At 55.4% G+C, this 25,021-nt stretch carries 20 protein-coding genes; 16 read left to right on the forward strand and 4 right to left on the reverse strand.

The genetic code is table 11. The features are described 5' to 3' along the window. Nucleotides 1–125: 125 nt before the first annotated feature. Both murQ and CHM34_RS07490 read right to left on the reverse strand, forming a co-directional pair. A complete protein-coding gene (gene murQ, locus CHM34_RS07485; RefSeq protein WP_094263991.1) occupies nucleotides 126–1,043 on the reverse strand; it encodes an N-acetylmuramic acid 6-phosphate etherase in 918 nt (305 codons plus the stop codon). A 72-nt stretch (nucleotides 1,044–1,115) separates the two neighbouring features. Beyond that, a complete protein-coding gene (locus CHM34_RS07490; RefSeq protein WP_094263992.1) occupies nucleotides 1,116–2,513 on the reverse strand; it encodes a PTS transporter subunit EIIC in 1,398 nt (465 codons plus the stop codon). 339 nt (nucleotides 2,514–2,852) lie between these two features. Here CHM34_RS07490 and CHM34_RS07495 point away from each other — a divergent pair, with 339 nt between their 5' ends. The 3 genes from CHM34_RS07495 (at nucleotide 2,853) to CHM34_RS07505 (ending at nucleotide 5,716) form a co-directional block, all read left to right on the forward strand. Continuing rightward, nucleotides 2,853–4,622: an ATP-binding protein gene (locus CHM34_RS07495; RefSeq protein ID WP_094263993.1), complete on the forward strand. Its 1,770-nt coding sequence runs from the start codon at nucleotides 2,853–2,855 to the stop codon at nucleotides 4,620–4,622. Between the two features lie 74 nt (nucleotides 4,623–4,696). Continuing rightward, entirely contained in the window at nucleotides 4,697–5,194 is a 498-nt protein-coding gene (locus tag CHM34_RS07500) for a YwhD family protein (RefSeq protein ID WP_094263994.1), read from the forward strand. 288 nt (nucleotides 5,195–5,482) lie between these two features. Then, nucleotides 5,483–5,716, forward strand: a complete 234-nt coding sequence (locus CHM34_RS07505) for a hypothetical protein (protein WP_094263995.1) — start codon at nucleotides 5,483–5,485, stop codon at nucleotides 5,714–5,716. Between the two features lie 258 nt (nucleotides 5,717–5,974). On the opposite strand, the gene CHM34_RS07510 is transcribed toward CHM34_RS07505, so the two are convergent. Continuing rightward, on the reverse strand, nucleotides 5,975–8,032 hold the full coding sequence (locus CHM34_RS07510; RefSeq protein ID WP_240511922.1) for a transglycosylase domain-containing protein: 2,058 nt from the start codon (nucleotides 8,030–8,032) through the stop codon (nucleotides 5,975–5,977). 334 nt (nucleotides 8,033–8,366) lie between these two features. On the opposite strand from CHM34_RS07510, the gene speE reads away from it, so the two are divergent. The 4 genes from speE to argS all read left to right on the forward strand — a co-directional run bounded on the left by speE (nucleotide 8,367) and on the right by argS (nucleotide 12,351). Continuing rightward, nucleotides 8,367–9,194, forward strand: coding sequence for a polyamine aminopropyltransferase (speE, locus tag CHM34_RS07515; RefSeq protein WP_094264228.1), 828 nt, complete (start codon nucleotides 8,367–8,369; stop codon nucleotides 9,192–9,194). A gap of 15 nt (nucleotides 9,195–9,209) precedes the next feature. Beyond that, nucleotides 9,210–10,082 (forward strand): agmatinase, encoded by an 873-nt coding sequence (gene speB, locus CHM34_RS07520; protein WP_094263996.1) that lies wholly within the window; start codon nucleotides 9,210–9,212, stop codon nucleotides 10,080–10,082. A gap of 117 nt (nucleotides 10,083–10,199) precedes the next feature. Further along, nucleotides 10,200–10,628 carry a YwiB family protein gene (locus tag CHM34_RS07525; RefSeq protein WP_169713642.1) on the forward strand — a complete coding sequence of 143 codons (429 nt, stop codon included), beginning with the start codon at nucleotides 10,200–10,202 and terminating at the stop codon, nucleotides 10,626–10,628. A gap of 1 nt (nucleotide 10,629) precedes the next feature. Next, nucleotides 10,630–12,351, forward strand: a complete 1,722-nt coding sequence (gene argS / locus CHM34_RS07530) for an arginine--tRNA ligase (protein ID WP_094263998.1) — start codon at nucleotides 10,630–10,632, stop codon at nucleotides 12,349–12,351. 212 nt (nucleotides 12,352–12,563) lie between these two features. Here argS and CHM34_RS07535 read toward each other — a convergent pair whose 3' ends face one another. Next, a complete protein-coding gene (locus tag CHM34_RS07535; RefSeq protein WP_094263999.1) occupies nucleotides 12,564–12,746 on the reverse strand; it encodes a hypothetical protein in 183 nt (60 codons plus the stop codon). A 265-nt stretch (nucleotides 12,747–13,011) separates the two neighbouring features. On the opposite strand from CHM34_RS07535, the gene CHM34_RS07540 reads away from it, so the two are divergent. From CHM34_RS07540 to kamE, 9 genes are all read left to right on the forward strand, one after another. Beyond that, nucleotides 13,012–14,295 (forward strand): M14 family metallopeptidase, encoded by a 1,284-nt coding sequence (locus tag CHM34_RS07540; protein WP_094264000.1) that lies wholly within the window; start codon nucleotides 13,012–13,014, stop codon nucleotides 14,293–14,295. Between the two features lie 378 nt (nucleotides 14,296–14,673). Then, entirely contained in the window at nucleotides 14,674–15,543 is an 870-nt protein-coding gene (locus CHM34_RS07545; protein WP_094264229.1) for an EcsC family protein, read from the forward strand. 72 nt (nucleotides 15,544–15,615) lie between these two features. Next, nucleotides 15,616–17,007 carry a sigma-54 interaction domain-containing protein gene (locus CHM34_RS07550; RefSeq protein ID WP_094264001.1) on the forward strand — a complete coding sequence of 464 codons (1,392 nt, stop codon included), beginning with the start codon at nucleotides 15,616–15,618 and terminating at the stop codon, nucleotides 17,005–17,007. Between the two features lie 186 nt (nucleotides 17,008–17,193). Next, nucleotides 17,194–18,258, forward strand: coding sequence for an L-erythro-3,5-diaminohexanoate dehydrogenase (gene kdd / locus CHM34_RS07555; protein WP_094264002.1), 1,065 nt, complete (start codon nucleotides 17,194–17,196; stop codon nucleotides 18,256–18,258). Nucleotides 18,259–18,274: 16 nt separating this feature from the next. Further along, entirely contained in the window at nucleotides 18,275–19,621 is a 1,347-nt protein-coding gene (kamA, locus tag CHM34_RS07560; protein ID WP_240511923.1) for a lysine 2,3-aminomutase, read from the forward strand. A gap of 1 nt (nucleotide 19,622) precedes the next feature. Continuing rightward, entirely contained in the window at nucleotides 19,623–20,726 is a 1,104-nt protein-coding gene (gene kamB / locus CHM34_RS07565; RefSeq protein WP_094264003.1) for a lysine 5,6-aminomutase reactivase subunit KamB, read from the forward strand. After that, nucleotides 20,719–22,347: a lysine 5,6-aminomutase reactivase ATPase KamC gene (gene kamC / locus CHM34_RS07570; RefSeq protein WP_240511943.1), complete on the forward strand. Its 1,629-nt coding sequence runs from the start codon at nucleotides 20,719–20,721 to the stop codon at nucleotides 22,345–22,347. Before kamB ends, kamC begins: the two co-directional genes overlap by 8 nt. A 169-nt stretch (nucleotides 22,348–22,516) precedes the next feature. Next, nucleotides 22,517–24,118, forward strand: coding sequence for a lysine 5,6-aminomutase subunit alpha (kamD, locus tag CHM34_RS07575; RefSeq protein WP_094264005.1), 1,602 nt, complete (start codon nucleotides 22,517–22,519; stop codon nucleotides 24,116–24,118). Next, the gene (kamE, locus tag CHM34_RS07580) at nucleotides 24,093–24,854 is read left to right on the forward strand and encodes a lysine 5,6-aminomutase subunit beta (RefSeq protein WP_094264006.1); all 762 of its coding nucleotides are present in this window, start codon (nucleotides 24,093–24,095) and stop codon (nucleotides 24,852–24,854) included. The genes kamD and kamE overlap by 26 nt, the downstream gene beginning before the upstream one ends. Nucleotides 24,855–25,021: the final 167 nt, after the last annotated feature.

Consider the following 25,021-nt stretch of genomic DNA (forward strand, 5'->3'; position numbering starts at 1 on the left):
TCAACGACCGGCGATTGGCTAACCGGGTGCAGGAGTCGATTTTCGATTTTGCGCCGGGTGGCTTCTGCGGATGTGATGCGGTCCGCGCCCTTTTCTACGTCCAAGGGCTTTAAATGACAACGCTTCTAGTCCCGGGTTTCGTTGTCGAGGTCCAGAGCGAGGCTGACTCGTCCTTCCGCCTGATGCAGCCGTTTTCTCGCCGTTTCCGGGTCTGTTCCCGTCAACAGCGTAACGATGGCGGTTTTGGTTTCTCCTTCACAGGCCCGGTAAGCCTGTTCCACCTCTTCCCGAGTCGCTCCGGTGGCGATGCGGATGATCCGCCGGGAGCGCTCCTCCAGCTTTTGGTTGGACGGATTCAGGTCGACCATCAGATTTTGATAGGCTTTTCCCAGACGAACCATGGTGGCTGTGCTCAGCATATTCAGGATCATCTTCTGCGCGGTTCCCGATTTGAGGCGGGTGGAGCCCTGTAATACTTCCGATCCGGTATCCACTTCAATCGCCACGTCTGCCCACTGTCCCATCCGGGAGCCGGGGTTGCAGGTGATCGAGGCGGTTCCGGCACCGATTTGGCGGGCATATTGAAGAGCTCCCAAAACATAGGGAGTTCTCCCGCTGGCGGCGATCCCCACCAAAAAGTCGCAGGAAGAGAAATTCCGGGACTGAAGATCGGCTTTCCCCCGGTCCATGGAATCTTCCACACCTTCCACTGCGAACCGAAGGGCCTGTTCGCCTCCCGCGATGATTCCCTGAACCAGTTCCGGGTCGGTGCTGAATGTCGGAGGGCACTCCGAGGCGTCCAAAATTCCCAGACGTCCGCTGGTTCCCGCTCCGATATAGAAGATGCGTCCGCCGCCTTTGACCGTCTTTACCATTTCTTCGACGGTCCGGGCCACCTGAGACAGGGATTTCTCCACCGCCTGAGGTACCCGGAAGTCCTCCCGGTTCATCGCCTGGACGATTTCCAGAGAGCTCATACGGTCCAGATGACGAGTCGATTCGTTGATCTGTTCGGTCCTCAGGTGAGATAAATCTTTTTCCATTGGGTTCTCCTCCTTGCCACAGCGGGACCCGCCGGCCTTGAAAACAGCCAGGCGGGTTTTCCTCTCGTCTGATTAGGATGAAGGGTTCGGTTTGAAACTTGTCGTTGTTTGATTTCCATAACCTTGATCGATTTCCCTATTGAAGCCAAAGAGATAAGTGAACAGGAATCCGGCCCCGTAGGCGATGAGAACCCCGGTAAGGTAGAGCAGAACCTGGCCGGGGGCGATTAGAAGGGCGGCGGGCAAACCCGATACGCCGATGGCGACGGTGGCGATTCCCAGGGCTCCTTGGAAAGCTCCGCCTACTGCCGCACCGAGGCAGGCGGTGATGAAGGGGCGTCCCAGGGGAAGGGTCACCCCGAAGATAAGGGGTTCGCCGATCCCCAGGATACCGACGGGTAATCCGCCTTTAATTACATTGCGAAGGGTTTGGTTCTTGGTTTTGATGTAGACGGCGATCGCCGCTCCTACCTGTCCGGCTCCTGCCATCCCCAGGATGGGCCAGAGGGGATCCAGCCCGGTTTGATCCAACAGCTGCATGTGAATCGGGGTCAGCCCCTGATGCAGCCCTGTCATGACTAGAGGCAGAAAGGTTCCCGCCATGACGGCTCCAGAGACGATGCCCCCGACAGCGCCACCCGTTTCCAGAAGGGCTGTCAAACCGCCGGTGATCAGGTCGGACACGAATCCCCCCACCGGTTGAAACAGGATGTAGGTGGCGAATCCTGTGATCAGGACCGATACCGTCGGTGTTACAATGATATCGATCACGGACGGGACAAACTGGCGGACACTCCGTTCCACCACCGAAATGAACCAGGCCGCCAGTAATGCACCGATCAACCCTCCCCGTCCGGGAAGGAGGGATTCGCCGAAAAGGGTGATTTCGGAGATATCCGGCAGGATGATCAATCCCCCCGCTACGCCTCCGAGTGCCGGTGTGCCGCCGAATTCCCGGGCGGTATGGATCCCGACGAAGACAGCCAGGTATGTGAAGATCACTTTACTGATAGCGGACAGCATGACGACCCATTGGTTTTTGTCGCTGACATCGAAGGAGTAAACGATGACATTGGTCAGACCCATGATCATTCCGCCGGCGACGATGGCCGGAATCAAGGGAATGAAAATGTTGGCCAGCTTTCGCAGGAAGAGTTTAAAAGGAGTCTGGTTCTTATCCTGCACAGCCGCTTTGTAGTCCTGGACTTCCCCCGCGGGGATGCCTGTCTTTTGGGACAGGATTTCAGCCACTCGGGTCACGGTTTTCGGACCGAGGATGATTTGTAGTTGTCCGGACTGCTCCACAACCCCCATGACCCCCGTCATGGATTCCAGTTCTTCCCGGTGAACATGTTCCGGATTCTCCAGGGTGAGGCGAAGTCGGGTCATGCAATAACTCAGAGAGGTGATATTCCTCTCCCCGCCGACCTGTTCCAGGATCGCATCGGCCAACAGCTGTTCTTGTTTCACACGACTGTCCCTCCTGATTTTGTGATCACATCCATTGCTAAATGGTACGGGGGGTTCGCATAAAAGATGACACCAGGTCCTATCGGGAGTGGAATATCCGTTGTGTGAATTTTAACATGAAAAAAATTCTGAGGTTTTATCAGGATTTGATAGATTTTGTCGAATCGGTGTTCTCAGGGAGGAATTTTGAAGAAGATCATGGAACCCTATCGTTATTTTCATATGACATATCGTGTCTATCTGTCTGATCATTCATTCATTTCTCGGTGGGGCATTCCCTTCCGCCGATTTCGGGAATGTACAGGTTGGATGGAGGGTGAAATGGGGGGGTAAAAACCGTTGACCGAATGGCTAATCACCCTGGTTGAAGGATTGAATCGGTTTTTTTCCGATCCGGCGGCGCGTTGGACCGGTATCATCCTGTGTGCTTCGGCGTTGCTGGTACTATTATTTGGGAGCCGTTTTGCGGACAAGGTGCCCTTTTATCTGTATCCGGTATTCGTGTTGCTGTTATTGACCGCTCTGGATGTCTTGACCGGTGATTGGTCGATCCTCTGGGTGTATCTGGTGTCGCTGGGATTGTTAAATAAGCACCTGACAAGGGAGAGGGCCATCTTGTCCACCTTGGTCTTTTTCGGCGTTTACATGTGGGTGCAATCCGGGGGAAGCGTTTGGGAGCCATGGGGACAGCCGCAAAATCTGGTGAATGATGCGATCCTCTTTGTCTTTTTCGGCTGTCTGGGCGGTTTTCTGCGGAGAACCCGCAAGAGAACGGAAGAGATTCAGGGTGAGAACCGGCGTTTGGTCGAAAAAGTGGATGAGGCCCAAAACCGGATGCATGAATATATCGATGAGCTGGAAGAGACATCCCGTCGGGACTACCTGACCAGTTTATACAATTTCAGCGGTTTTCAGGAACAGGTGGCGAGGAGTTTGTCCCGATGCTGTATCGAGGGTCATTATTATCACGTGATCTGCGTGGACCTCGTCGATTTTCAGCAAGTGAATATGAGAGAGGGAATCGATGCGGGGGATCAATTGTTGGTGCAGATCGCCCGCCAGTTAAAGCGGAAACTCCCTCCGTATGCCCAGGTGGCTCGGTATGACGGGGATCAATTCGCTGTCGGGCTGACCGGGGACGATTCGGCGATGCGCCTCTGCTTGGAGACAGTGGAAAAGGTGATCGGGGGATTAAGGGCAGAACGCTCTCTGGTCAACTACTGTATCGGTTCGGCCTCTTATCCCGGAGACGCCCACAATGCTACAGAACTGATCCGGTTGGCGGAGAGCCGCCTTTCTATTGAACAACGGCGAATTCGCCACCGTGAGGAGGAAAGAAGGCGTCACCTGGAAAAGCTGTCCGCCGTGGGACAGCTGGCAGCCGGCTTGGCCCATGAAATCCGCAATCCATTGACATCGATCCGCGGCTTTATCCAGATATCTGCCTCGGAGTCACCGGAAGTGAAAAAGTGGGAATCGATCATCCTGCCGGAAATCGACCGTATCAATGACTTGTTGAAGCAGTTTTTGCATTTGTCCGAGTCGCGTCCGGCCCGTCACACCCTGTTCAATCTGGATCGCCTGATCGACGATGTCCTTCAATTACTCCACCCCAAGGCTATTTTGATGGGACACGAGCTGACACCGAAGCCGCCTTCTTCACCGGTTATCATCGAGGCCGACGCGGAGCAACTGAAACAAGTACTGATCAACCTGGTTCAGAACGGTCTTGAATCTCTGAACGACAAAGGTGTGGTTTGTGTGCGGTGGAAAGAGTTGCGAGACCGGATCAGTATCCGGATTCAGGATACGGGGGCCGGCATTCAGCCGGAGCATATGTCGCGGATCTTCGATCCTTTCTTTACGACAAAGGGGGATGGGACCGGGATGGGCTTGTCCATCTGTCACCGGATCATCTCCGAACACGGAGGGCAGATTCATGTGACGAGTCAACCCGGTCGGGGAACGACCTTTAATATTCATCTCCCGGTCCGGCAGTTGACCCATAAGGATACGTCCGAGGAGGATTTGGATTCCGAGCGCCGGGAGGTGGGTCTGGCTCGGGAAGAGGCCGCGGAGCGGGTGAGTTTGCTGAAAACCCTTCAATGACGGATATCCCGGCTTTTGCATGAGATTCCTCTTCTGAGATACAATGATGGAGAGATAAAGGGGGGCGATTCGTCTTGAAGAAAAAGAATTCCGGATTCAATATCATCAGCGGAGATTCAACCACCCACGGCGGTTATTATACAGGGACGCTCAACCTGAGCAATCTTTCCTCCGTTCTGATCGACGGGGACACGGCCAAGATTGATCTCGGTCTGATTCACGCTAAAAGCTCCGTCGAGCGCCGGATCAAATTTATTCCCGACAAGGACGAAGTTCCCGATGGAAAGGACTACTGGGTGGTCTGGGTGGCGATCGACCGGGATGAAAACGGACTCCGCTACGCCGGAGCCGCGGCCTGTTACATGCTGATCGACAGGGAAGCCAAACGCGGGTGGAAGAACCTGGCGGATCATGTCAATCGGATGGATGATGCTTTAAAGCGCCGAATCAAGTTGGATCCTTTGGGAGAAAAAGAGAAAAAAGCGTTGAAAGACCTTTTAATCGAAAACAATGAAGACTTATGGAATAATTCCTCAGAGGAACTGAAAAAAGCCTTGGCCGCAGAAAAATGAACGCTGTGTGAACAAATGGGGCTTTGCCTTGCCCCTGTATCAGACCTGGGGTAAACTTAGATCCAGGTTTACGGAACCGCCCACAGTGGATATCGTGGGAAAAGAGGGCGTTGTCCGAATCGTAAACGAATGAGGACATGAAAGCCTGATCAAGGAACCGATTTCTAGGACATCCAAGTAGCGGGCCCAGTCGGCCCGCTACTTGGATTTTTCAAGATAAAGACGGGTGAATCCCCCATATTCCTTTCCTCCATGGTACACCCTAAGGGCTGAAAGGAGGGGGTATCGATGATCGAAGGATTTCAGGGGGAGGAGCATTACGCCCGCCATGGCGGGACCCGCTTTTCCCCGAATGCTCCTGCGGAGGAGATCAATCAGTTCGTCAGAGAACTTCCGGAGGAACGGAAGGAGACTTTTTACGAACTGTTGAAGGAACTGAGTGAAGCCGGTCTGATCACCCTGCATAACGACGGCGTTCTCGCCGATGGAGAGGGGGAAGTCGGAGGCAGCGACGAGTGCTAGGGCGTGTTTGGTAAATGGCCGAAAGTAGCGCCGAGTCGGAAATCGGCTCCCGCTCCAGTTATCGTAATGATCAGATAGGCACTAGAAGCGTTGTGACCAAGCCCCTGTTCGGGAGGGTGGGGTTCCACACGGAGTGCCTTTGGCTCGTCAGAACAACGAAACGAAGGGTGGAACCCCACCCCGCCCCACCAAGGATGTGCTAAAATCACAACGCTTCTAGGCCCTGTGAGAAGTCCCTCATACAAATGGTGGTCCGGATTAGCCGGACCACCATTTTTTAATGCGTTCCCACAGGGAAGGGGATTTCGAAGGTTGCTCAGGTTTTGCCGGATGGAGGGAGCAGGCTTGTGTCGGCTCTGTTCCGCGGATGAAATAGGTTTTTACGGAATGGGGGCAGCTGTTGGTAGCCAGACTTTCCGTTTCCGGGTCCACCTTGACGGAGACGACTCCCTTCGGAGGTGAAAAGGTTCTGGGTGGGGATCCTTTCAGCGCTTCCCGCATATAGGTTCCCCAGATGTTGTGGGTTTGGCGGGAAGTCCCCCGGGGGAGCGGCCTGGCTCGATCGTAGCCGATCCAGACGGTGGTGGCTAAATCCGGTGTATAGCCCGAAAGCCAGGAATCCCAATCCGTACTGCCCGTTTTTCCCGCTGCCGGTCGGGGAAGCATCTGTTGGATTCGGGAGGCGGTTCCTTCCGGGGAGAACACTTTTCGCAACATATGGGTGAGTACGAAAGCCGCCGGTCGGGGGACCGCTTGTACCGCCCGGCTCCGGGATTGGGCCACCAGGTTTCCGTCAGCGTCTTCGATTCGTAAAATCGCCGTTGGAGGATGATAGACTCCACCCGCCGCCAGTGTGGTGTACACCTGGGCCATTTCATAGGGGGAGACGGCACTGCTGCCTAGAGCCAGGGAGGGAACCGCCTTCAGGCGGCTCTTCATCCCCATTCGCTTCGCGGTCTTTACGACTGCCTTCTCCCCGAGAGAGAGGTGGGTGTGTACGGCGTAAATATTGTCGGAGGTGGCCAGGGCCTCCTCCATGGTGATCAGCCGGTTGGCGTAACGGTTATGGTAGTTTGTCGGGCGGTAGACTCCGCCTTCATATCGAAAGGCTGTGGGTTTGCTCTCAAACCGGGTGATCGGGGTGAAACCCCGCTCCAGAGCAGTCAGATAAAGGATGGGTTTAAAGGTGGAGCCGGGCTGTCGCTTTCCGAAAACTCGGTTATACTGGGAGCGGGAATAATCTTTGCCTCCCACCATCGCTCTAATCTGTCCTGTTCCGGGTTGGATACTGATCAAGGCTCCCTGCAAACTCCCTTGATCCCCCAAATATTGGTCGAAGGCCTGTTTCGCCTTTTTTTGCATTTCCAGATCCAGTGTCGTATAGATGTTGAGTCCTCCGCTGCGAACTTGCGCCTCGTCCAGGCCGAACTGGCTGATGGCTGTTTGTACGACATAGTCCCGGAAATAGGGAGCTTTGGCAGGAGTCGGTTCAGGCGGTTTCGCATAGACAAGGGTTTGTTGTTTGGCCTTGGTCGCCTCTTTCTCGGTGATGGCGCCCGACTGCACCATTTGATCCAGAATGGCATGTTGACGCTTGGAAGCTCGGCGGGGATTTTCCAGCGGAGAGTACCATTTGGGCCCTCGGGGGATTCCGGCCAGCATCGCACTTTCCGCTAATGTCAGGTCGCCGGCTTTTTTGCCGAAGTAGGTTTGGGCCGCCCGTTCCGCACCGTAAGCTCCGTTGCCGTAGTAGATTTTATTGAGATACATTTCCAGGATTTCATCCTTGGAGTAATGCAACTCCAACTGGGCGGTTAAAGCCGCTTCTTTCAGTTTACGGGAAAAGGTCCGATCGTGAGTCAGGTACAGATTGCGGGCCAGCTGTTGGGTGATCGTGCTGGCTCCCTGGGTGACTTGTCCGGACTTCAGGTTGGCCCAGGCCGCCCGAAGGATTCCTCGGGGGGAAAACCCCCAGTGCTCATAAAACCTCCGATCTTCCACGGCTAGAGTGGCGTCAATCAGAGAGTCGGATACCTGGTCCAGCCGTACAGGCTCCCGGTGTTCTCCTTTATCCAGATGGTCGATCACCTGACCCCGAATGTCATAAATCTGGCTTGTCATCCGAATTTCCGGTGGGGGGAGGGGTTTCGACTGAAGATAAAGAATCGTGATCAGAGCCATCGCCGCCGTGGCGAGAAGGGTGATAAGGATCCATCGGGCGATCCTTTTGCCCCGGTTCCACCAACGGACGAAGGGTATTTCCTCCCAATGCCGGGAGGAATCCGGCGGCAGGGAACGGTCCATATCATCGCCCATCCCGACTCACCCCCCTGTCTTATGGGTTCATCTGCGAAGCAAAACGGGTAATCCGAGCTGACGGATGACAACAGCAGAAATGATTCGGACCTACATTTTCCTGTATCATACGGCTCTTTCAATCTCTTAGTATGGTTGAGCTTGCGAGGGGATATACACCCTGCATTTCTTTCCGAAAGAGAGGGTTTGTGTCCGGTCTTCAGTTGGATTATCCTATAGGGAGGTTTATCGTGCCGCACCCCCGGAGATAGGGATCAAACAGATTCAAGTTGCTTGAAGAGGCCATGGATTGGGACCATCGGACAAGTTGGAAGGGAAGAGTTGAACCATGGATATGGAATTGTGGTACACAGAGAAACAGACACCGGATTTCGGTATGACTTGTAAAATCAATCGAACACTGCACCATGAACAGACGGAATATCAAACCTTGGATGTCATCGAAACCGGTCAGTTCGGCCGCATGCTGGTTCTGGACGGCATGGTGATGACGACAGATCGGGACGAATTCGTCTATCATGAGATGCTGACTCATGTAGGGATGGTGACCCACCCTCATCCGAAGCGGGTTTTGGTCATCGGCGGCGGTGACGGGGGAGTGATCCGCGAGGTGTTGAAACATCCCGCAGTGGAAGAGGCGACCCTGTGTGAAATCGATCGCCGGGTGGTGGAAGTCTCCCAGGAGTACTTTCCGGGCATCGCCGGAGCTCTCTCCGATTCCCGGGTCAACCTATGTTTTGAAGACGGAGTCCAACATATCGAAGCTCACTCGGACACCTATGATGTGATTCTGGTGGACTCGACAGAACCGATCGGACCGGCGGCGGGTCTGTTTCAAGAGTCCTTTTATCGCGGAATTTACCGGTCTTTGCGCCGGGATGGTGTGATGGTAGCCCAGACGGAATCCCCCTGGTTCAACCGGGACCTGATCGCCCGCGTTTACCGCGATATTTCCGGCTTGTTTCCGGTTACCCGGTTCTATACTGCCAGTATTCCCACCTATCCCAGCGGTTTGTGGAGTTTTACCCTGGGATCCAAGGAACGGGATCCTTTGGCTGTGGATCCAACGGAAACAGCACCGCCGGAGACGAAATATTACCATCCATCCATGCACCCATCCTTGTTCCAGCTGCCCCGATTTGTAGCGGAACTGACGGAATAAAGGGAGGAAGAGACGATGCGGTTTGACGAAGCCTACTCCGGTAACGTGTTTATCGGAGCCACACCGAACTTGGAAGAATCGGATACGGTGATATACGGAATGCCGATGGATTGGACGGCCAGTTTCCGCCCCGGCTCCCGTTTTGGACCGAAACGGATCCGCGAGTCCTCTCTGGTGCTGGAGGAATACAGTCCGTCCCTGGATCGGGATTTATCGGAGCTGAAATATTACGATGCCGGGGACATTCCGCTCCCCTTCGGGAATCCAGAGAAGAGTATCGCTCAAATCGGCGGTTTTGTGGCCGAAGTGCTGAAACAAAAGAAGATGCCGGTGGGTCTTGGCGGGGAACACTTGGTGACTTGGCCCGCAGTGAGGGAGGTCCACCGAGTTTATCCGGAGCTGGCCGTCATCCAGCTGGATGCCCATGCCGATCTTCGGACGGATTACGAAGGAGAGATTCTCTCCCATGCGACACCGCTCAGGAAAATCGTCCAACTTTTGGGTGCGGAGCATGTCTTTCAATTCGGGATCCGCTCCGGAACCCGAGAGGAATTCCAATACGCCGAAAAGGAGAAGATCCCCTTCTATCCCTTCGAGGTGCTGCGTCCTCTGAAGGAAGTGCTTCCCCGTTTGCGCGGACGTCCCGTATACGTCACCGTGGATATCGATGTCCTGGATCCCGCCTTCGCCCCGGGAACCGGAACCCCGGAACCCGGAGGGATTACGACGGTGGAATTGCTGAAATCGATCGAGGCCATCGCCCGTTCCGGTGCGGAGATTGTCGGAGCCGATCTGGTAGAGGTGGCTCCGGGCAGCGATCCCACTGAGCAAACACCGGTGGTGGGAGCGAAAGTACTGCGCGAGATGCTGTTGGGTTTCAGCCGGTGACTGTAAAGACGGAGTGAGTGGATTCGCTTCCCTCCGCTTTTGGAAGGGAAGTTTGTTGTTCATTGGAAGCAGAGGGGTTGTCGTGGTAAACTACAATACATCGGAAAGGAGCGCCCGTTGTTGATACCGATCCGTCTGGAGATTCAATCCTCCATTGATCCCGGGGAAAGGGAGGATGTCCAGTCCATCGAGCAAGATCTGAAAGGACATTTTGAAAAACGGGACAAACACTGGGTTTTGCGATATACGGAGAAACCGGGTACCGAGGAAGAGGTACGCACGACGGTCAAGGCCGGGGAGGAAGAGGTCGTGGTAATCCGGCAGGGAATGGTCGCTTATCGGACGACTTACCGGCCGGGCTCAAGGACCTACAGCCTGATTGAAACCCCAGGCGGCACGTCGGAGATGGAAATCAATACCCTGGACTATCAATGGACCGGGGACGAGGGGAGCGGATCCATCCGCTTTTCCTTCCAACTGCGCATGGAGGGAGAGGAGATGGGCCGCTACCAGCTACAGATCCAGTGGACGGAGGTGCCCGCTTAGAATGAATGCATTGGAACGGATGAAAGAAACGTTGAAACAGGAAATCCGGGATGCGGTGGTAAACGCCGGCCTGGCTGCTCCGGAACAAGTTCCGGAAGCCGTGTTGGAGGTGCCTCGGGAGAAGTCCCACGGGGATCTCGCTACCAACATGGCGATGCAGCTGGCCCGGATTGCCAAAAAAAATCCGCGGCAGATCGCCGAGGAGATCATTTCCCAAATCGATCGGGATAAGGCCTTCGTCAAAGAGATTCAGGTCGCCGGCCCCGGCTTTATCAATTTTTTCATCAACCGTTCGTATCTGACGCAAGTGTTGATAGAGATGGCGGAAGCGAAGGACCGGTATGGCCGGACGAACACTGGCGAAGGGGAACGGGTGCTGGTGGAGTTTGTCAGCGCCAACCCCACGGGAAATCTCCATTTGGGCCATGCCAGGGGTGCCGCCATCGGGGATGTCCTCTGCAATGTCCTGGAGACGGCCGGTTATGATGTGACGCGGGAATACTATGTGAACGACGCCGGGAATCAGATGAACCTGATGGCTCTCTCTCTTCAGGCCCGTTATTTGGAAGCCTTGGGCAAGGAGGCTCCTTTTCCCGAAGACGGGTACCGCGGTCAGGATATCGCAAAAATCGGCCGAACATTGGCGGAGGAAGAAGGCGATCGGCTGGTCCGAATGGACGAGGAGGAGCGCCTTCATTACCTGCGGCAGTACGGATTGAATCACCTGCTGGCTAAGATCAAAGAGGACTTGGGCCGCTACCGGGTTCATATCGACAGTTGGTTTTCCGAAACTTCCCTTCACGAATCGGGGGCTGTGGAGGAAGTGACGAAGGAGTTGTCCCGGCGGGGAAAGACTTATGAAAAGGACGGGGCGCTCTGGTTGAAATCCGCGGAATACGGAGACGACAAAGACCGTGTTCTTATCAAACAGGATGGGGCCTTTACCTACATTACCCCGGACATCGCTTATCACCGCGATAAATACGAGCGGGGCTTCGACCGGATCGTCAATATCTTCGGAGCGGATCACCACGGGTATGTTCCCCGGATCAAAGCGGCGATGGCCGCATTGGGTTTTGATCCGGACCGGATGGCCTTCCTGATTACGCAGATGGTGAAGCTGTATCAGGGCGGCGAACGGGTAAAGATGTCCAAACGGACCGGAAAGGCGATCACGATGGTCGACTTGATGGAAGAGGTCGGAGTGGATGCTACTCGCTACATTTTTGCGATGAGAAGCCCGGATTCTCATCTCGACTTCGATATGGATCTGGCTGTCTCTCAGTCCAATGAAAATCCGGTTTTCTATGTACAATACGCCTTCGCCCGGATCAACAGCGTTTTCCGCCAGGCTTCAACGCGGGGGATTCCCTTGGAGCAGAGTGTGATCCGGGAATCAAACAGCCATGGAACGATTTCGATTCCTCGGGTGGATCCGGACAGTCTCTGTGCTCTCCGGGAGGAGCAGGAATATGACCTCCTGCAAAAACTGGCGGAATTCCCCGGCGAGATTGCCGTCGCCGCAGAGCAGATGGCTCCCCACCGGGTGGTTCGTTACCTGCACGAACTGGCGACTCAGTTCCACAGCTATTACAATGCTCACCGGGCCATCAGTGAAGACGAGCGACTGACCCGGGCCCGCCTGACCCTTTTCGCCGGAGTGGCCCAGGTATTAAGCATCGGCCTCGCCATGATCGGTGTCAGCGCCCCGGAAGAGATGTAAAAGGCATCAATAAGCAATCCCCAAATGCAGTATCCGCTTTGACAAGGCGGGAATATCCCGAGCCCCTGGGGTCTCGGGTTTTTTATGTACGTAAATGGAGGAAGATTCGGTCATAAAAAATCCGCCGAACATTTGACGTCGGCGGAAATTCCGATGCTTCTATCTATCTCTCAGTCCGGTGTATGAACAGTCCTCCTGTCAGGTGTGCGCGATCAGATGCCGAAGAACAACAGTCCACAAGCCATAAACGCACCTGCAACCGCAAAAGAATAGATCAAAGCAATCACCTGGTTGTCGCTGGACATTTTCTTTCCCACCTTCTCATCTTCCTTCATCCACTCCATGAAGGGTTTGGTCACTGTCCGATACAGGAGTGGGGTCGCTGAACAGCCCATCGAATCATAACATCTTCTTCCCGGGATTTCAAAGAGAAAATGACTCCCCTTTTATAGACGGTTCATGGGGAATGATAAAAATTTTGAATCGATCAGTAGCCGAGAAAATAAAGAGGATAAAAGAAGACGGAATTCATTGAAAAGTTAAATCGATTCCATATATGATCAATAGTGGACAAGGTGGTATCCAAAATGGGGAAAACCGTTCGCTCGGGTTTTCTCGGAAGGCGAACAGGTGATCCGCAGACGAAAGGGGAGGAGATCGATGAAAGTCAGGCGATGGACAGCGGTAGGGGTGGCCTTCCTGTTGGCAGTCGTTTCGATGCCCCTGGCGGCGATGGGGGAGGAGTCCAGTCCTTCATCGGAACCGAAGGGGGAGAAACGCAGTTTTTATCGGGTGGATGGAGTGGATACCCGGGAGGAGCGGACGGAGTTGGTCCGCGCCGGGCTTGCCATTGAGGAAGTCGGGGATGACTACGTCGTCGTGATGGCGAATTCCAGAGAGGCGAAGAAAATCAAAGGGCTGGGTTTTGAGCCTGAACTGCAGATGATGCCGATGGACTTCCCGCCCGGTGATTCGGAATACCACAACTATGACGAGATGGTGGCGGAAATTCAGCGAACGGCCCGGGAGCACCCCGACCTCGTCAAAACGTTCAGTATTGGACAATCCTATGAAGGACGTGAATTGTGGGCGGCGAAAATCAGCGACAACCCGGACCGGGACGAAGACGAGCCGGAAGTGCTCTTCGTCGGTCAACATCACGCCCGGGAGCATTTGACGGTGGAGATGGCTCTGTACATCCTGAAGTTATACACCGACTCCTACGGCAGTGACTCCCGCATTACCGATCTGGTCGACTCTCGTGAGATTTTTGTGGTATTTAGTGTGAACCCCGACGGAAGCGAATACGATATCCGGGATGACAGCTACAGCTACTGGAGGAAAAACCGGCAGCCCAACGGAGGTTCCCGTTATATCGGTACGGATTTGAACCGCAATTTCGGCTACAAGTGGGGGTGCTGCGGCGGTTCCAGCGGTTGGCCGAGCAGTGAGACCTATCGCGGCGATTCCCCCTTTTCGGCTCCGGAAACCGCCCGTCTTCGGGACTTTATTCAGAGCCGCGTAGTGGACGGTGAACAGCAGATCAAGACAGCGATTACCTTTCACACCTACAGTGAGCTGATTCTTTGGCCCTATGGCTACACTTATGATGATACCCCGTCGGATATGTCTGCCGACGACTATGCTGTTTTTGAGACGATGGGCCGGGCCATGGGACGGACGAACGGATATACGGCACAGCAGTCCAGCGATTTGTACATCACCGATGGCGATATGGTGGACTGGGCTTACGGTGACCAAGGCATTTTCGCCTTTACTTTCGAAATGTATCCCAAAACGTCCAATCCAGGCTTTTACCCGCCGGATGAAGTCATCGATCGGGAGACGAGCCGCAACCGGGAGGCGGTTCTTTACCTTACCGAACAAGCGGAGTGTCCGTACCGGACAATCGGAAAAGAAGGTCAGTATTGCCAGGCCGAATAAAAAGGAATCCATAGATAGCCAATGGGGAATCCCGTAACCGGGGTTCCCCAAGTTAATGAGGCAGACCCCCTGCCCAATATCTAGTGTCCCATCTGGTAACCAAGTTGGGAGGGTGGTAGGCCGGCGTAGATCCTTTGCACTCAGGAGAGCACAAGTCTCGCCAAGGTCGCTCCGCTTCCCGGTCTCACTATGCGTTTTTTGCAAGAGATCGGAGACGGCCTGCCAGCCCGACCACCCCCAGCAAGGAATCAAACAGATCAAAGTTTCCTGAAGGGGCACTCGTTGATTTCAACTGACTTGCAATCAAAAGGAATTTCCCGCCGAATCGTCGAAAACGATTTTGAATCTTTTTCCGAGGTGATCAAACTGAACCGGCCGATGATCATCGAATCCGAAGAATGGTTGGAAACGGAACTGAAGCGAATTCAACGATGGGAAAAGGAGCAGAAAGACCTCTGGTTTTGGGAGAAACTCCTTCGACTTCCCTTTTCGTTGCTGGATCGAATCTTGCCCGGGCGGATTCACCATTGGGCGGGAAATTTGCTTGACGAACTGGGAACTTATATCCAGACTGGCGGTCAGTACCTGATTACCGACGACCATGTACTTAACCGACTGGCCGCTCGCGCATCTTTACCGGAGGGGACTCTGACCTTGTACAGCGCTTCCAGTCTGCCGATTCGCTGTATGAATGAAGTATCTGAAGAGCTGAAAACATCCCGCGGTCGGATGGCCAAATACCAGGGAGCGACGACAGGGGTCGGCGGCGTTTTTACTTTGGCCGCGGACATTCCCACTCTTCTCGGTCTGTCATTGAAAGTGCTCCAGGAAATGGCTCTCGCTTACGGTTATGATCCGCGTCGAAAGGAAGAGCGGGTGTTTATTATCAAATGCCTGCAGTTCGCATCCTCGGATTATGTGGGGAAGCAAGCGATCCTGAAGGACTTGTCCGCGTTTCACCGGGGAGGTGCCGAACGGGAGTTCATCGCTCGACTTCAGGGATGGAGAGAGGTGATTGCCACCTATCGGGATCATTGGGGATGGAAAAAGATGTTTCAAATGATCCCTGTCGCCGGGATGATCTTAGGAGCGTACATCAATCGGTCAGCGGTGGAGGAAGTGGCGGAAACCGGACAGATGCTTTATCGGAAACGCCGAGTGCTGGAAAAAATGGATACTATCAGGGGGGAAAGGGATGCTGGAGAAAAGGGGGTCCCGGAGAATAAAGAGAAAGAGGGTGGGCGGTGACCGGCATCAAAAGTGACAAAATTCCGGCATGGGGATGAAAATTCGGCAGTTTGTCCGGAGAGAGGGGTCATCATGTCCGACTTCTTTTTAAATGAAGGGATTCTTCGGGAAATTTTACATAGCATCGATGAAGGGATCCATGTAGTCAATGCTGAGGGAGTGACTGTTTTTTATAATGATGTCGCCTCCAGACTGGATAATTTGGCGGTGGAGGAGGTATTGGGGACGCATGTGCTGGAAGTGTTTCCTTCTCTCACACCGAAAACGAGTACACTGCTGAAAGTACTGGAGACGCAGGAGTCGATCCGAAATCAGCAACAGACATATACCAACCGGTACGGGAAACGGATTGTGACCATGAACACCACCCGCCCTTTGAAAATGGGGGGACGGTTGATCGGAGCTCTGGAAGTATCCAAAGATATCACCCGGATTCAGGAGTTGTCGGAACAGGTGATCGATTTGCAGACCCGGATGCGGGAAACCGGAGGAAAAGGCAAGGAACAGAGGCCGGCGCTGTACCGGTTTGAACAGATTGTTACCCAGGACCCTGTCTTGTTGCAACAGATTCGCCGGGCAGAGAAGGCGGCGTCCACTCGTTCTCCGGTATTGGTGGTCGGGGAGACGGGGACAGGGAAAGAACTGATGGTACAGTCGATCCACACTCGCTCCCCCCGCAGAGATCAACCTTTTATCGCCCAGAATTGTGCCGCGATTCCTTCCTCGTTGCTGGAGGGAATTCTGTTCGGAACGGTGAAGGGAGCCTTTACCGGGGCTGAAGATCGTCCGGGATTGTTTGAACTGGCGGGCAACGGGTCATTGTTCCTGGATGAAATCCAGGCGATGCCGATCGATCTACAGGCCAAACTGCTTCGAGTACTGGAGGATCGAGTGATCCGTCGGGTGGGCGATGTGCAAATGCGCCCGGTCGATGTCCGCATTCTCGCCGCCATGAATGAGGACCCGGAGAAAAGCGTGAAGGAAGGGCGACTTCGAGAAGACCTTTACTACCGCATTCACGTCCTCCGCCTTCAATTGCCGCCTCTGAGAGAGAGGAAGGGGGACATCCCTCTGTTGACCCGCTATTTCCTCAAAAAGTATAATTATCGGTTTGAGAGGCTGGTCACAGGGATTTCCCCTGAAGTGGAGAAACGCTTCCACCAGTATGATTGGCCGGGGAATGTCAGGGAACTGGAGCATACGATCGAAGGAGCGATGAACTTGGTGGAGGGTGATCGGATTGATTTGGAGCACCTTCCGCGGTATTTGGAGCCCGGAGGCGACTCCGGCGGTGGAGATTTCATCGACCATGATCTTCCCCTGCCCCGGTTGGTCGCTCAATTTGAGGAGAAGGTGATCCGGAAAGCGATGGACGCCTGTGACGGAAATATTCGCCAAGCCGCGATCCGACTGGGAGTCCCCCGACAAACGCTTCAGTACAAACTGCGGAAATGCCGCGGTTAGTAGGTGGAACGCTTCCCTTCGGTTTGTTGCCAATCAAAGCGGGATACACCCTCCGATTTTACTGAAGTGCCGAATATTCGGCACTTTTTTTATGGATGGGGACCGGAATTTCCTGCGATATCCGGGTGCTCCCATTTGGCACACTTTTTGCAAAAGAAAGGAGGGTGAAAAGAAGGGGGTGACCAGTTGGAAAAGACGGCAAAAGAGAAACGGGGACACCTCTACGGTTTGCACCGGGTGCTGAACCCGAAGGGAGTACTTCCCCAACCGGCTTGGAAGTTGGATGCATCGCCCGAGTGTTACGACAATGAGTTAACGATCGATGTATCTTATCTCAACATTGACTCCGCTTCCTTTACCCAGATAAAAGAGGAATGCGGCGGAGATCCGGAGGGAATCAGGGAAAAAATACAGACCATCGTGGCGGAACGGGGAAAAATGCATAATCCGGTGACGGGTTCCGGGGGGATGTTAATCGGGAGCGTTGATCGGGTGGGATCGGCTTTTCCCGATTGCGGCGTTCGGCCGGGGGACCGGATCGCCATCTTGGTATCTCTGTCGTTGACTCCGCTTCACCTGGATCGCGTCGAAGAGGTGGACCTGTCCACCGGCCAGGTGAAGGTGCGGGGGAAAGCCGTTCTCTTTGCGAGCGGTCCGTTTGCCCGCTTGACTGAGGATCTGCCGGAGGGGTTGTCACTCGCGGCACTGGATGTCTGCGGGGCTCCCGCGCAAACGGCGCGGATCGTCCAGCCGGGGCACCAGGTGGTCGTACTGGGGGCCGGAGGGAAGTCCGGATTGCTTTCCCTTTATCACGCGAAAAAAAAGGCCGGCTCCCAGGGAAAGGTGATCGCTCTGGAAGCGAAACCGGAAGCCTGTAAGGATCTGCGCACTTTAGGGTTTGCCGATGAAGTGATCGAGGCGGATGTGCGGGATCCCGTCGGTCTATTGTCTCGGGTGGAGCAAGCGACGGCAGGGGCTTTGGCTGATGTCACCGTCAACTGTGTCAATGTCCGAGATACGGAATTGTCCGCCATTTTGGCCACCCGTGAAGGGGGGACGGTCTACTTTTTCAGTACGGCGGTTCGTTTTACTGCCGCCGCCTTGGGGGCCGAGGGGGTGGGAAAGGATGTTCACATGATGATCGGTAACGGATACGCACAGGGACACGCGGAACTTACCCTGCAAACGCTTCGGGATTGCCCGCCGTTACGGGAGTTGTTTGAGTCCAGATATGCAGGAGGCGGGCTGTAGGAGGCCTGGGAGCCGGATGATCGGGTTCATCTTCAACCATGGAAAGGAGAGGAAAGCCATGCGGGATTGGCGCGAAGTGGAGCTGTGGAAGGATGTTACGGAGGAACAGTGGAATGATTGGCTCTGGCAGCTGACGCATACGATTCGCAACCTGGAAGACCTGCAAAAGGTGATCAACCTCAAGGAGGAGGAAGTAGGGGGCGTCGGCATCTCCCACCGGACGATCCCCTTGAATATTACGCCCTATTATGCCTTGCAGATGGATCCCGACGATCCGAAGGATCCGATCCGGATGCAGTCGGTGCCTATCTCCACCGAGTTGGAACAGACGCGCTACGACATGGATGATCCCTTACTGGAGGATACGGATTCTCCGGTTCCGGGCCTGACCCACCGCTACCCGGACCGCGTCCTCTTCCTGGTGACCAACCAGTGTTCCATGTATTGCCGCTATTGTACCCGCCGCCGTTTTTCCGGGCAGATCGGAATGGGAGTCGGGCGCCCTCAGATGGATGCCTGCATCGATTATATCCGCCAACACCCTCAAGTGCGGGATGTACTCCTTTCCGGCGGAGACGGTCTTTTGATCAATGACCGAGTGCTGGAGTATGTTTTGAAACACCTGCGGGAGATTCCTCATGTGGAGATCATCCGGATCGGAACCCGGGCTCCGGTGGTGTTTCCGCAGCGGATCACGGAAAACCTGTGCCGCATTCTTCGCAAGTATCATCCGGTATGGCTCAACACCCACTTCAACCATCCCAAAGAACTGACTCCGGAAGCGAGACGATCCTGTGAGATGCTGGCGGATGCCGGTGTTCCCCTGGGGAACCAAGCAGTGATTCTGGCGGGGATCAACGATTGTCCCCATATTATGAAAAAGTTGAATCATGAACTGGTGAAGACTCGGGTTCGACCCTACTATATCTACCAGTGCGACCTGTCTGAGGGGATCGGCCACTTCCGTGCCCCGATTTCCAAAGGACTTGAAATCATGGAATACCTTCGGGGGCACACTTCCGGCTATGCGGTTCCCACCTTTGTCGTGGATGCACCCGGTGGCGGCGGAAAGATTCCGGTGGCGCCCAACTATATCATTTCCCAAAGTTCCGGCAAGACGATCATGCGCAACTTTGAAGGGGTGATTACCTCCTATCCGGAGCCGGAACATTATGAAGAACACAATGCCGATCACTGTGAGTACTGCCAGGAAGCCGAGGGGAAAAATGTCGGGATCTCCTCTCTGATGGCCGACGAGCGGATCAATCTGGAGCCGAAAGTGTTGGACCGGGAGGATCGGCGCGGGGATTTCGAACGGAAAAAGAAAAGGGTTCGTGAACCCTCCACGGCATCGAAAGTGTAAGATGCTGAAGCAGCTGGCAGAGGAGGGAGTGCGTTCCCTGGCCATCTTCGGCTTGGCGAAAAACGCGGGGAAGACGACGGTGCTTAACGCACTTACACAGGAGGCTGAAGATGTTGGTCTCCCCTTGGGGGTTTTGAGTGTCGGTGTGGACGGAGAGGAACGGGATGTCTGGAGTTTGAAGGAAAAACCCGCTGTCCGGGTCACGGCTGGGACCCTGGTTGCAACCGCTTCTTCCCTGTTGGACTTTCAGGCGGGGGGATGGGAGTTGCTGGAGAGTCTCCCCTTTCACTCTCCCTTGGGGAGGGTCACCGTCGCCCGGGCGCTGCGCCCGGCCAAAGTCAAATTGGCGGGAGTCACTCGGTTGGAGGCGGTCCGAGAGGTGAACCGGTGTTTCCGTCTTCGGGGAGTGCGTTTGACATTGATAGACGGAGCGTATGACCGGAAGGCCGCGGCAGAGCCCGGGATCAGTGATGCGTCGATCAGTGTGGCAGGAGCGGGAATGGCGAAAACCCTGGAAGGGGTGGTCCGGAAAGTGGAGACGTTTATCGGGATCTTCACCCTGCCGGACAGCGGCGAAGACGAGACCTTGCGGGAAGCCGGCCTTACGGCTCTTCGGGAAGGGCGGTTGGCCGGGGTGTGCGAGGGGAAAGTGGAGACACTCCCCTTTTCCTCTCTTCTCCTGCGCTCGGATGACTGGGAGGAGTTGATCGGCCGGGGTGCATGGACGGTGCTGGCTATTCCCGGTTCCCTGACGGACGCAACGCTGGAGCGGATCGCCGCCGCATCCCCTCTCACATTGCTTTTGCCCGATCCCACTCGGTGCTTCGCTTCTCTATCCGCTGTCCGCCGTTATTATCGGCAGGGAGGGGAGATTCGTTACCTTTCCCCGGTTCGTTTGGCTGCAGTGGCGGTGAATCCGGTTTCTCCGGAGGGGCACGCCTTTGATCCTTCGGAGTTGAAGGAGCGTGTCAGCGAGGTCTGTAATCCGATTCCGGTGGTGGATGTCCTCCGGGATGATTTGACCGCTCATTCTCCGTTCAGGAAAGGTAAAACCGGGAATAGCGGAGAGCCGGCCGCGGGGGGTGAGCTCAGTGTGGATGGATGAACCGACGGAAAAGGCGCTGCTGTGGCACCGGGTGTGGTCCCGCTTCCAGCCTTCCACCCCGATGGGGCAGCAGGCCAAAGGGTTGCTGTCCCCTTTTATGCCCGGGGAAGAGCGGCAGTGGCAAGCGTCCCTGTCGGAACAGGAGCGGATCATGGAATGCAGGAAGAAACGCCCCGACTGGGCCAGCCGGGTGGAGGCCCACCTGTGTCGCCTGCCGGATATCCGACCGATTTTAAAACGGATGCGTCGGGGAGGGACTCCCGGGGTGGCTGATTGGTTTCGGGTGAAACAGTTTCTATGGGAGGGTCGGGCCTGCCGGCGCCGGTTGGCGGAAGCGGGGTTGGAACGCGCTCTTCCCGGGGATGAAGGGCGCTGGGAAGCGGTTTTGCGCCAACTGAATCCGGAATCGAGACTCCATCCCTCTTTTTCCCTGAGCGACGCTTATGATCCGGAGCTGGCCGATCTCCGAAATCGCTGGTCGGAGTGGGACCGCCGCTTCCGGGAGGCGGGGGAACAACAGGCGGACAATGTGGAACGGGATTATGGAATCCGTCGCAACCTGGAGGGGGAGTGGGTGGTGGACCGAAGGTTTGCCGACCTGCCCCGTCTGCAGGCGGACCCCCGCTTACGGATGGTCAGGGGGACCCCTTTTGAATGGATTTTTCAACCGGTGCAGACAGAAGAGGAAAAAGAGGCCGGCGCCTGCAGAGAATCGTTACAGCGGCGGCTGGAGGAGAAAGAAGCGGAGGTACTCCACCGCCTCGCCGATCGTTTGAGAGCGGAGACGGATTTTTTGGAGCAGGCGGTGCGGGAGGTCAAGCGGTTCGATTTGCAATGGGCCCGGGTACGGGCCGCGGAGACGTGGGAGGGGACCTGCCCCACCCTTTCTCAAGGGGAGTACCGGCTGGAAGGAGGGGTTCATCCGGCGGTTCAGGAGTCTTTGCGGGAAGAAGGGGACGGCCTTACCCCGGTGGACATCCGGATACGCCCGGGAGCGACGGTGATTATCGGCCCGAATATGGGAGGGAAGACGCTGGCCCTGCAAACTCTGGGTGTCGTGGTGGCATTGGGGCAGTACGGGTTTCTGGTTCCGGCGCGTTCCTTGGCGATGCCTTTGGTTCCGTGGATGGCCGGAGTCATCGGGGAGGGTCAGCAGGCGGAGGCGGGATTGTCCACTTTTGGTGCGGAAGTGGACCGTCTGGCGCGGCTGTTGAATCGACCGTCCTCCGGTTTGCTTCTGTTGGATGAGATCGGCCGGGGGACCAACCCGGTGGAGGGGGCGGCCCTTTCCGCCGCTTTGACCTGCTATCTGGCGGAAAATCGCCATTGGGCGGTCCATGTCACCCATTATCAAGAAGTGATGCAGGTGGAGGGAATCCGGGCGTATCGGGTCGCCGGGCTGAAGCAGGATGATCTACCCGAGCCGGGGGAAGGGGAGTGGAAACGGGAACTCCGGTCCCGGATGGATTATCGGCTTCTCCCTTGGTCCGAAGGGGACGAGGTGCCCCGAGAAGCATTGGGTATCGCCTCTCTCCTCGGTCTGCCTGAGGAGATCATCGAAAGCGCAAGACAAAGCATGGAAAGAGCCGGAAGGGATGAAACCGGAAACCCGGACTATTGATCAACTAGTAACTGGGGTGGAAATAGGGGGGCGTGTTTTGCCATAGCGAGACCGGGGAGCGAAGCGACCCTAAGCGTGACTTGTGCCCTGGGTGCAACGGGAGCATGGTAGAACACGATCTCCCCGAGATATAACTCATCCGAAGGATCCATGGAAGGGGGGATGGGCGATGGAGAAATTGAGGATCGATCCGGAGAAAATCGCCTGTGCGCGTCAGGCGGCGGGTCAAATCGCCGCCGATGTGGACCGCTATATCGGAGAGCGCACGACAGTAGCGGTGGAGCGGACCGTCCTTCGCCTGATGGGTGTGGATGGAGTGGATGCCGAAGGGGTGCCCTTGCCTAATGTGGTCGTGGACCATTTAGAGGAAAAGGGTGTATTAGGATTGGGAGCCGCGTACTGGGTGGTCAATGCCTTGATCCAGGACGGAGGGAGTCCACAGAAGATGGCGGAGCGAGTGGCGGCGGGACGGTTGGATCTGACGGAACTGCCTCGTGAGGAGGAAGAAACGCTTCGCCGGCGGGGGGAAGAATTGGCCCGGGAGGGGCTGAACCGGGTACGGGCCCGTCGAATCCAGAGAGACCGGCTGGTCGGCGAATGGGGGGAAGGGCGGCAACCTTATCTGTACGTGATTGTGGCTACCGGAGACATTTATGAAGATGCCATTCAAGGAAAATCCGCCGCTCGCCAGGGAGCGGATATTGTCGCCGTCATTCGCAGTACCGGTCAGAGCCTGATCGACTACGTTCCCTACGGAGCCACCCGGGAAGGATACGGAGGGACCTACGCCACCCAGGAGAACTTTCGCATCATGCGTAAAGCGTTGGATGAAGCGGGAGAAGAGGTGGGCCGTTATATCCAGCTGTGTAATTACTGTTCCGGGTTGTGCATGCCGGAGATCGCTGCCATGGGCGCATTGGAACGGCTCGATGTCATGCTGAACGACGCTTTGTACGGAATCTTGTTTCGGGACATCAATATGCAGCGGACCTTGATCGATCAGGCCTTTTCCCGGATGATCAACGGGTATGCCGGAATTATGATCAATACCGGCGAGGATAACTACCTGACTACCGCTGATGCCGTGGAATCCGCTCACACCGTGTTGGCTTCCCAATTTATCAACGAACAGTTTGCTCGTCTTTCCGGCCTTCTTCCCGCACAGATGGGACTGGGCCACGCCTTTGAGATCAATCCGGATCTGGAGGACGGATTTCTGCTGGAACTGGCCCAAGCCCAACTTTCCCGGCAAATATTTCCTGAAGCGCCTCTCAAGTACATGCCGCCCACCAAGTATATGACAGGCAATATCTTTAAAGGGCATATCCAGGATGCGATGTTTAATCTGGTCAGTATTTTGACGGGGCAAGGGGTGCAATTGCTGGGGATGATGACCGAAGCGATGCACACTCCGCACATCCACGACCGGAAACTGGCTATCGAAAATGCCCAATACATCTTTAACAACGCCCGCCATCTCGGGGAAGAAATTCAGTATCGGCCTGGGGGGCGCATCGAGGGACGGGCGGAGGAGGTTTTGGAGCGAGCCTTATCCATGCTGGAGGAAGTGGAAAAAATCGGCTTGTTTCAGGCTTTGGAGCGGGGAATGCTGGCCGATGTGAAGCGGAGCATCACCGGGGGCAAAGGACTTACCGGGGTGTTAACCAGGGAAACGGGATACTATAACCCTTTTGAAGAGGAATTGCGGCGGCGGGTGGGACTTCCGCAACGGGAGGGTTGGTTCCATGAACGTGGACTTCACGCGGATTAAACCCTATGGGGATACGATGAACGATGGAGCGGTCCAGCTGAGCTTTTCCCTCCCTGTCCCCTGCGGGGAAGAAGCCCGGGAAGCCGCCCGCAGGCTGGCCTCCCAAATGGGGTTGGAGGAACCCCAAGTCTACCATATGGCGGATTTGGGGGAGAACTTCACTTATTTCATTGTATACGGAGCATGTATTCATACGGTTGATTTCTCTTCGATTCGAGTACCTAAAGTGGATTCAAAACAGATGGATTATTACCGGATTAATCAATTCATCCGGGAACGGATCGGGCGTAAAGTGGTGGTGATCGGAGCCTGCACCGGCACGGACGCCCACACGGTCGGCATCGATGCCATCATGAACATGAAGGGATACGATGGGGAATACGGTTTGGAACGATACCCGGAGATGGAAGCTTACAACCTGGGCAGCCAGGTACCCAACGAGGAAATGTTGGCCAAGGCGATGGAACTGAATGCCGATGCTCTGCTTGTGTCCCAGGTGGTTACCCAGAAAGGGGTTCATATCGCCAATTTAACCAACTTAGTGGAATTGGCCGAGGCGGAAGGGATCCGGAACCGGCTCCTCCTTATTTGCGGCGGACCCCGCATCAATCACGAAATGGCTCTGGAACTGGGATACGACGCCGGTTTCGGCCCCGGCTCCCTCGCCCCCGATGTCGCCTCCTATATCGTTCACGAGCTGGAGCGCCGAATCAGAGAAAAAGCTAAAGCCCGGTAACCGGTGAAAAACGGAATTCGAACATTTGTTCTTGTATCAGAGAGATGGATGTCGTATAATGAATGTATCTTCTCACTGTTGGACCTTCCGGAATAGAGGTTTGACAGCTCCTTTCACTTTTTGATCCTGTTTATTTGTTAAATGGCTTCGGCCATTTTCTTTTTTTA

Origin of the sequence: Paludifilum halophilum (assembly GCF_002245355.1) — a bacterium.
Lineage (GTDB): Bacteria > Bacillota > Bacilli > Thermoactinomycetales > DSM-45169 > Paludifilum > Paludifilum halophilum.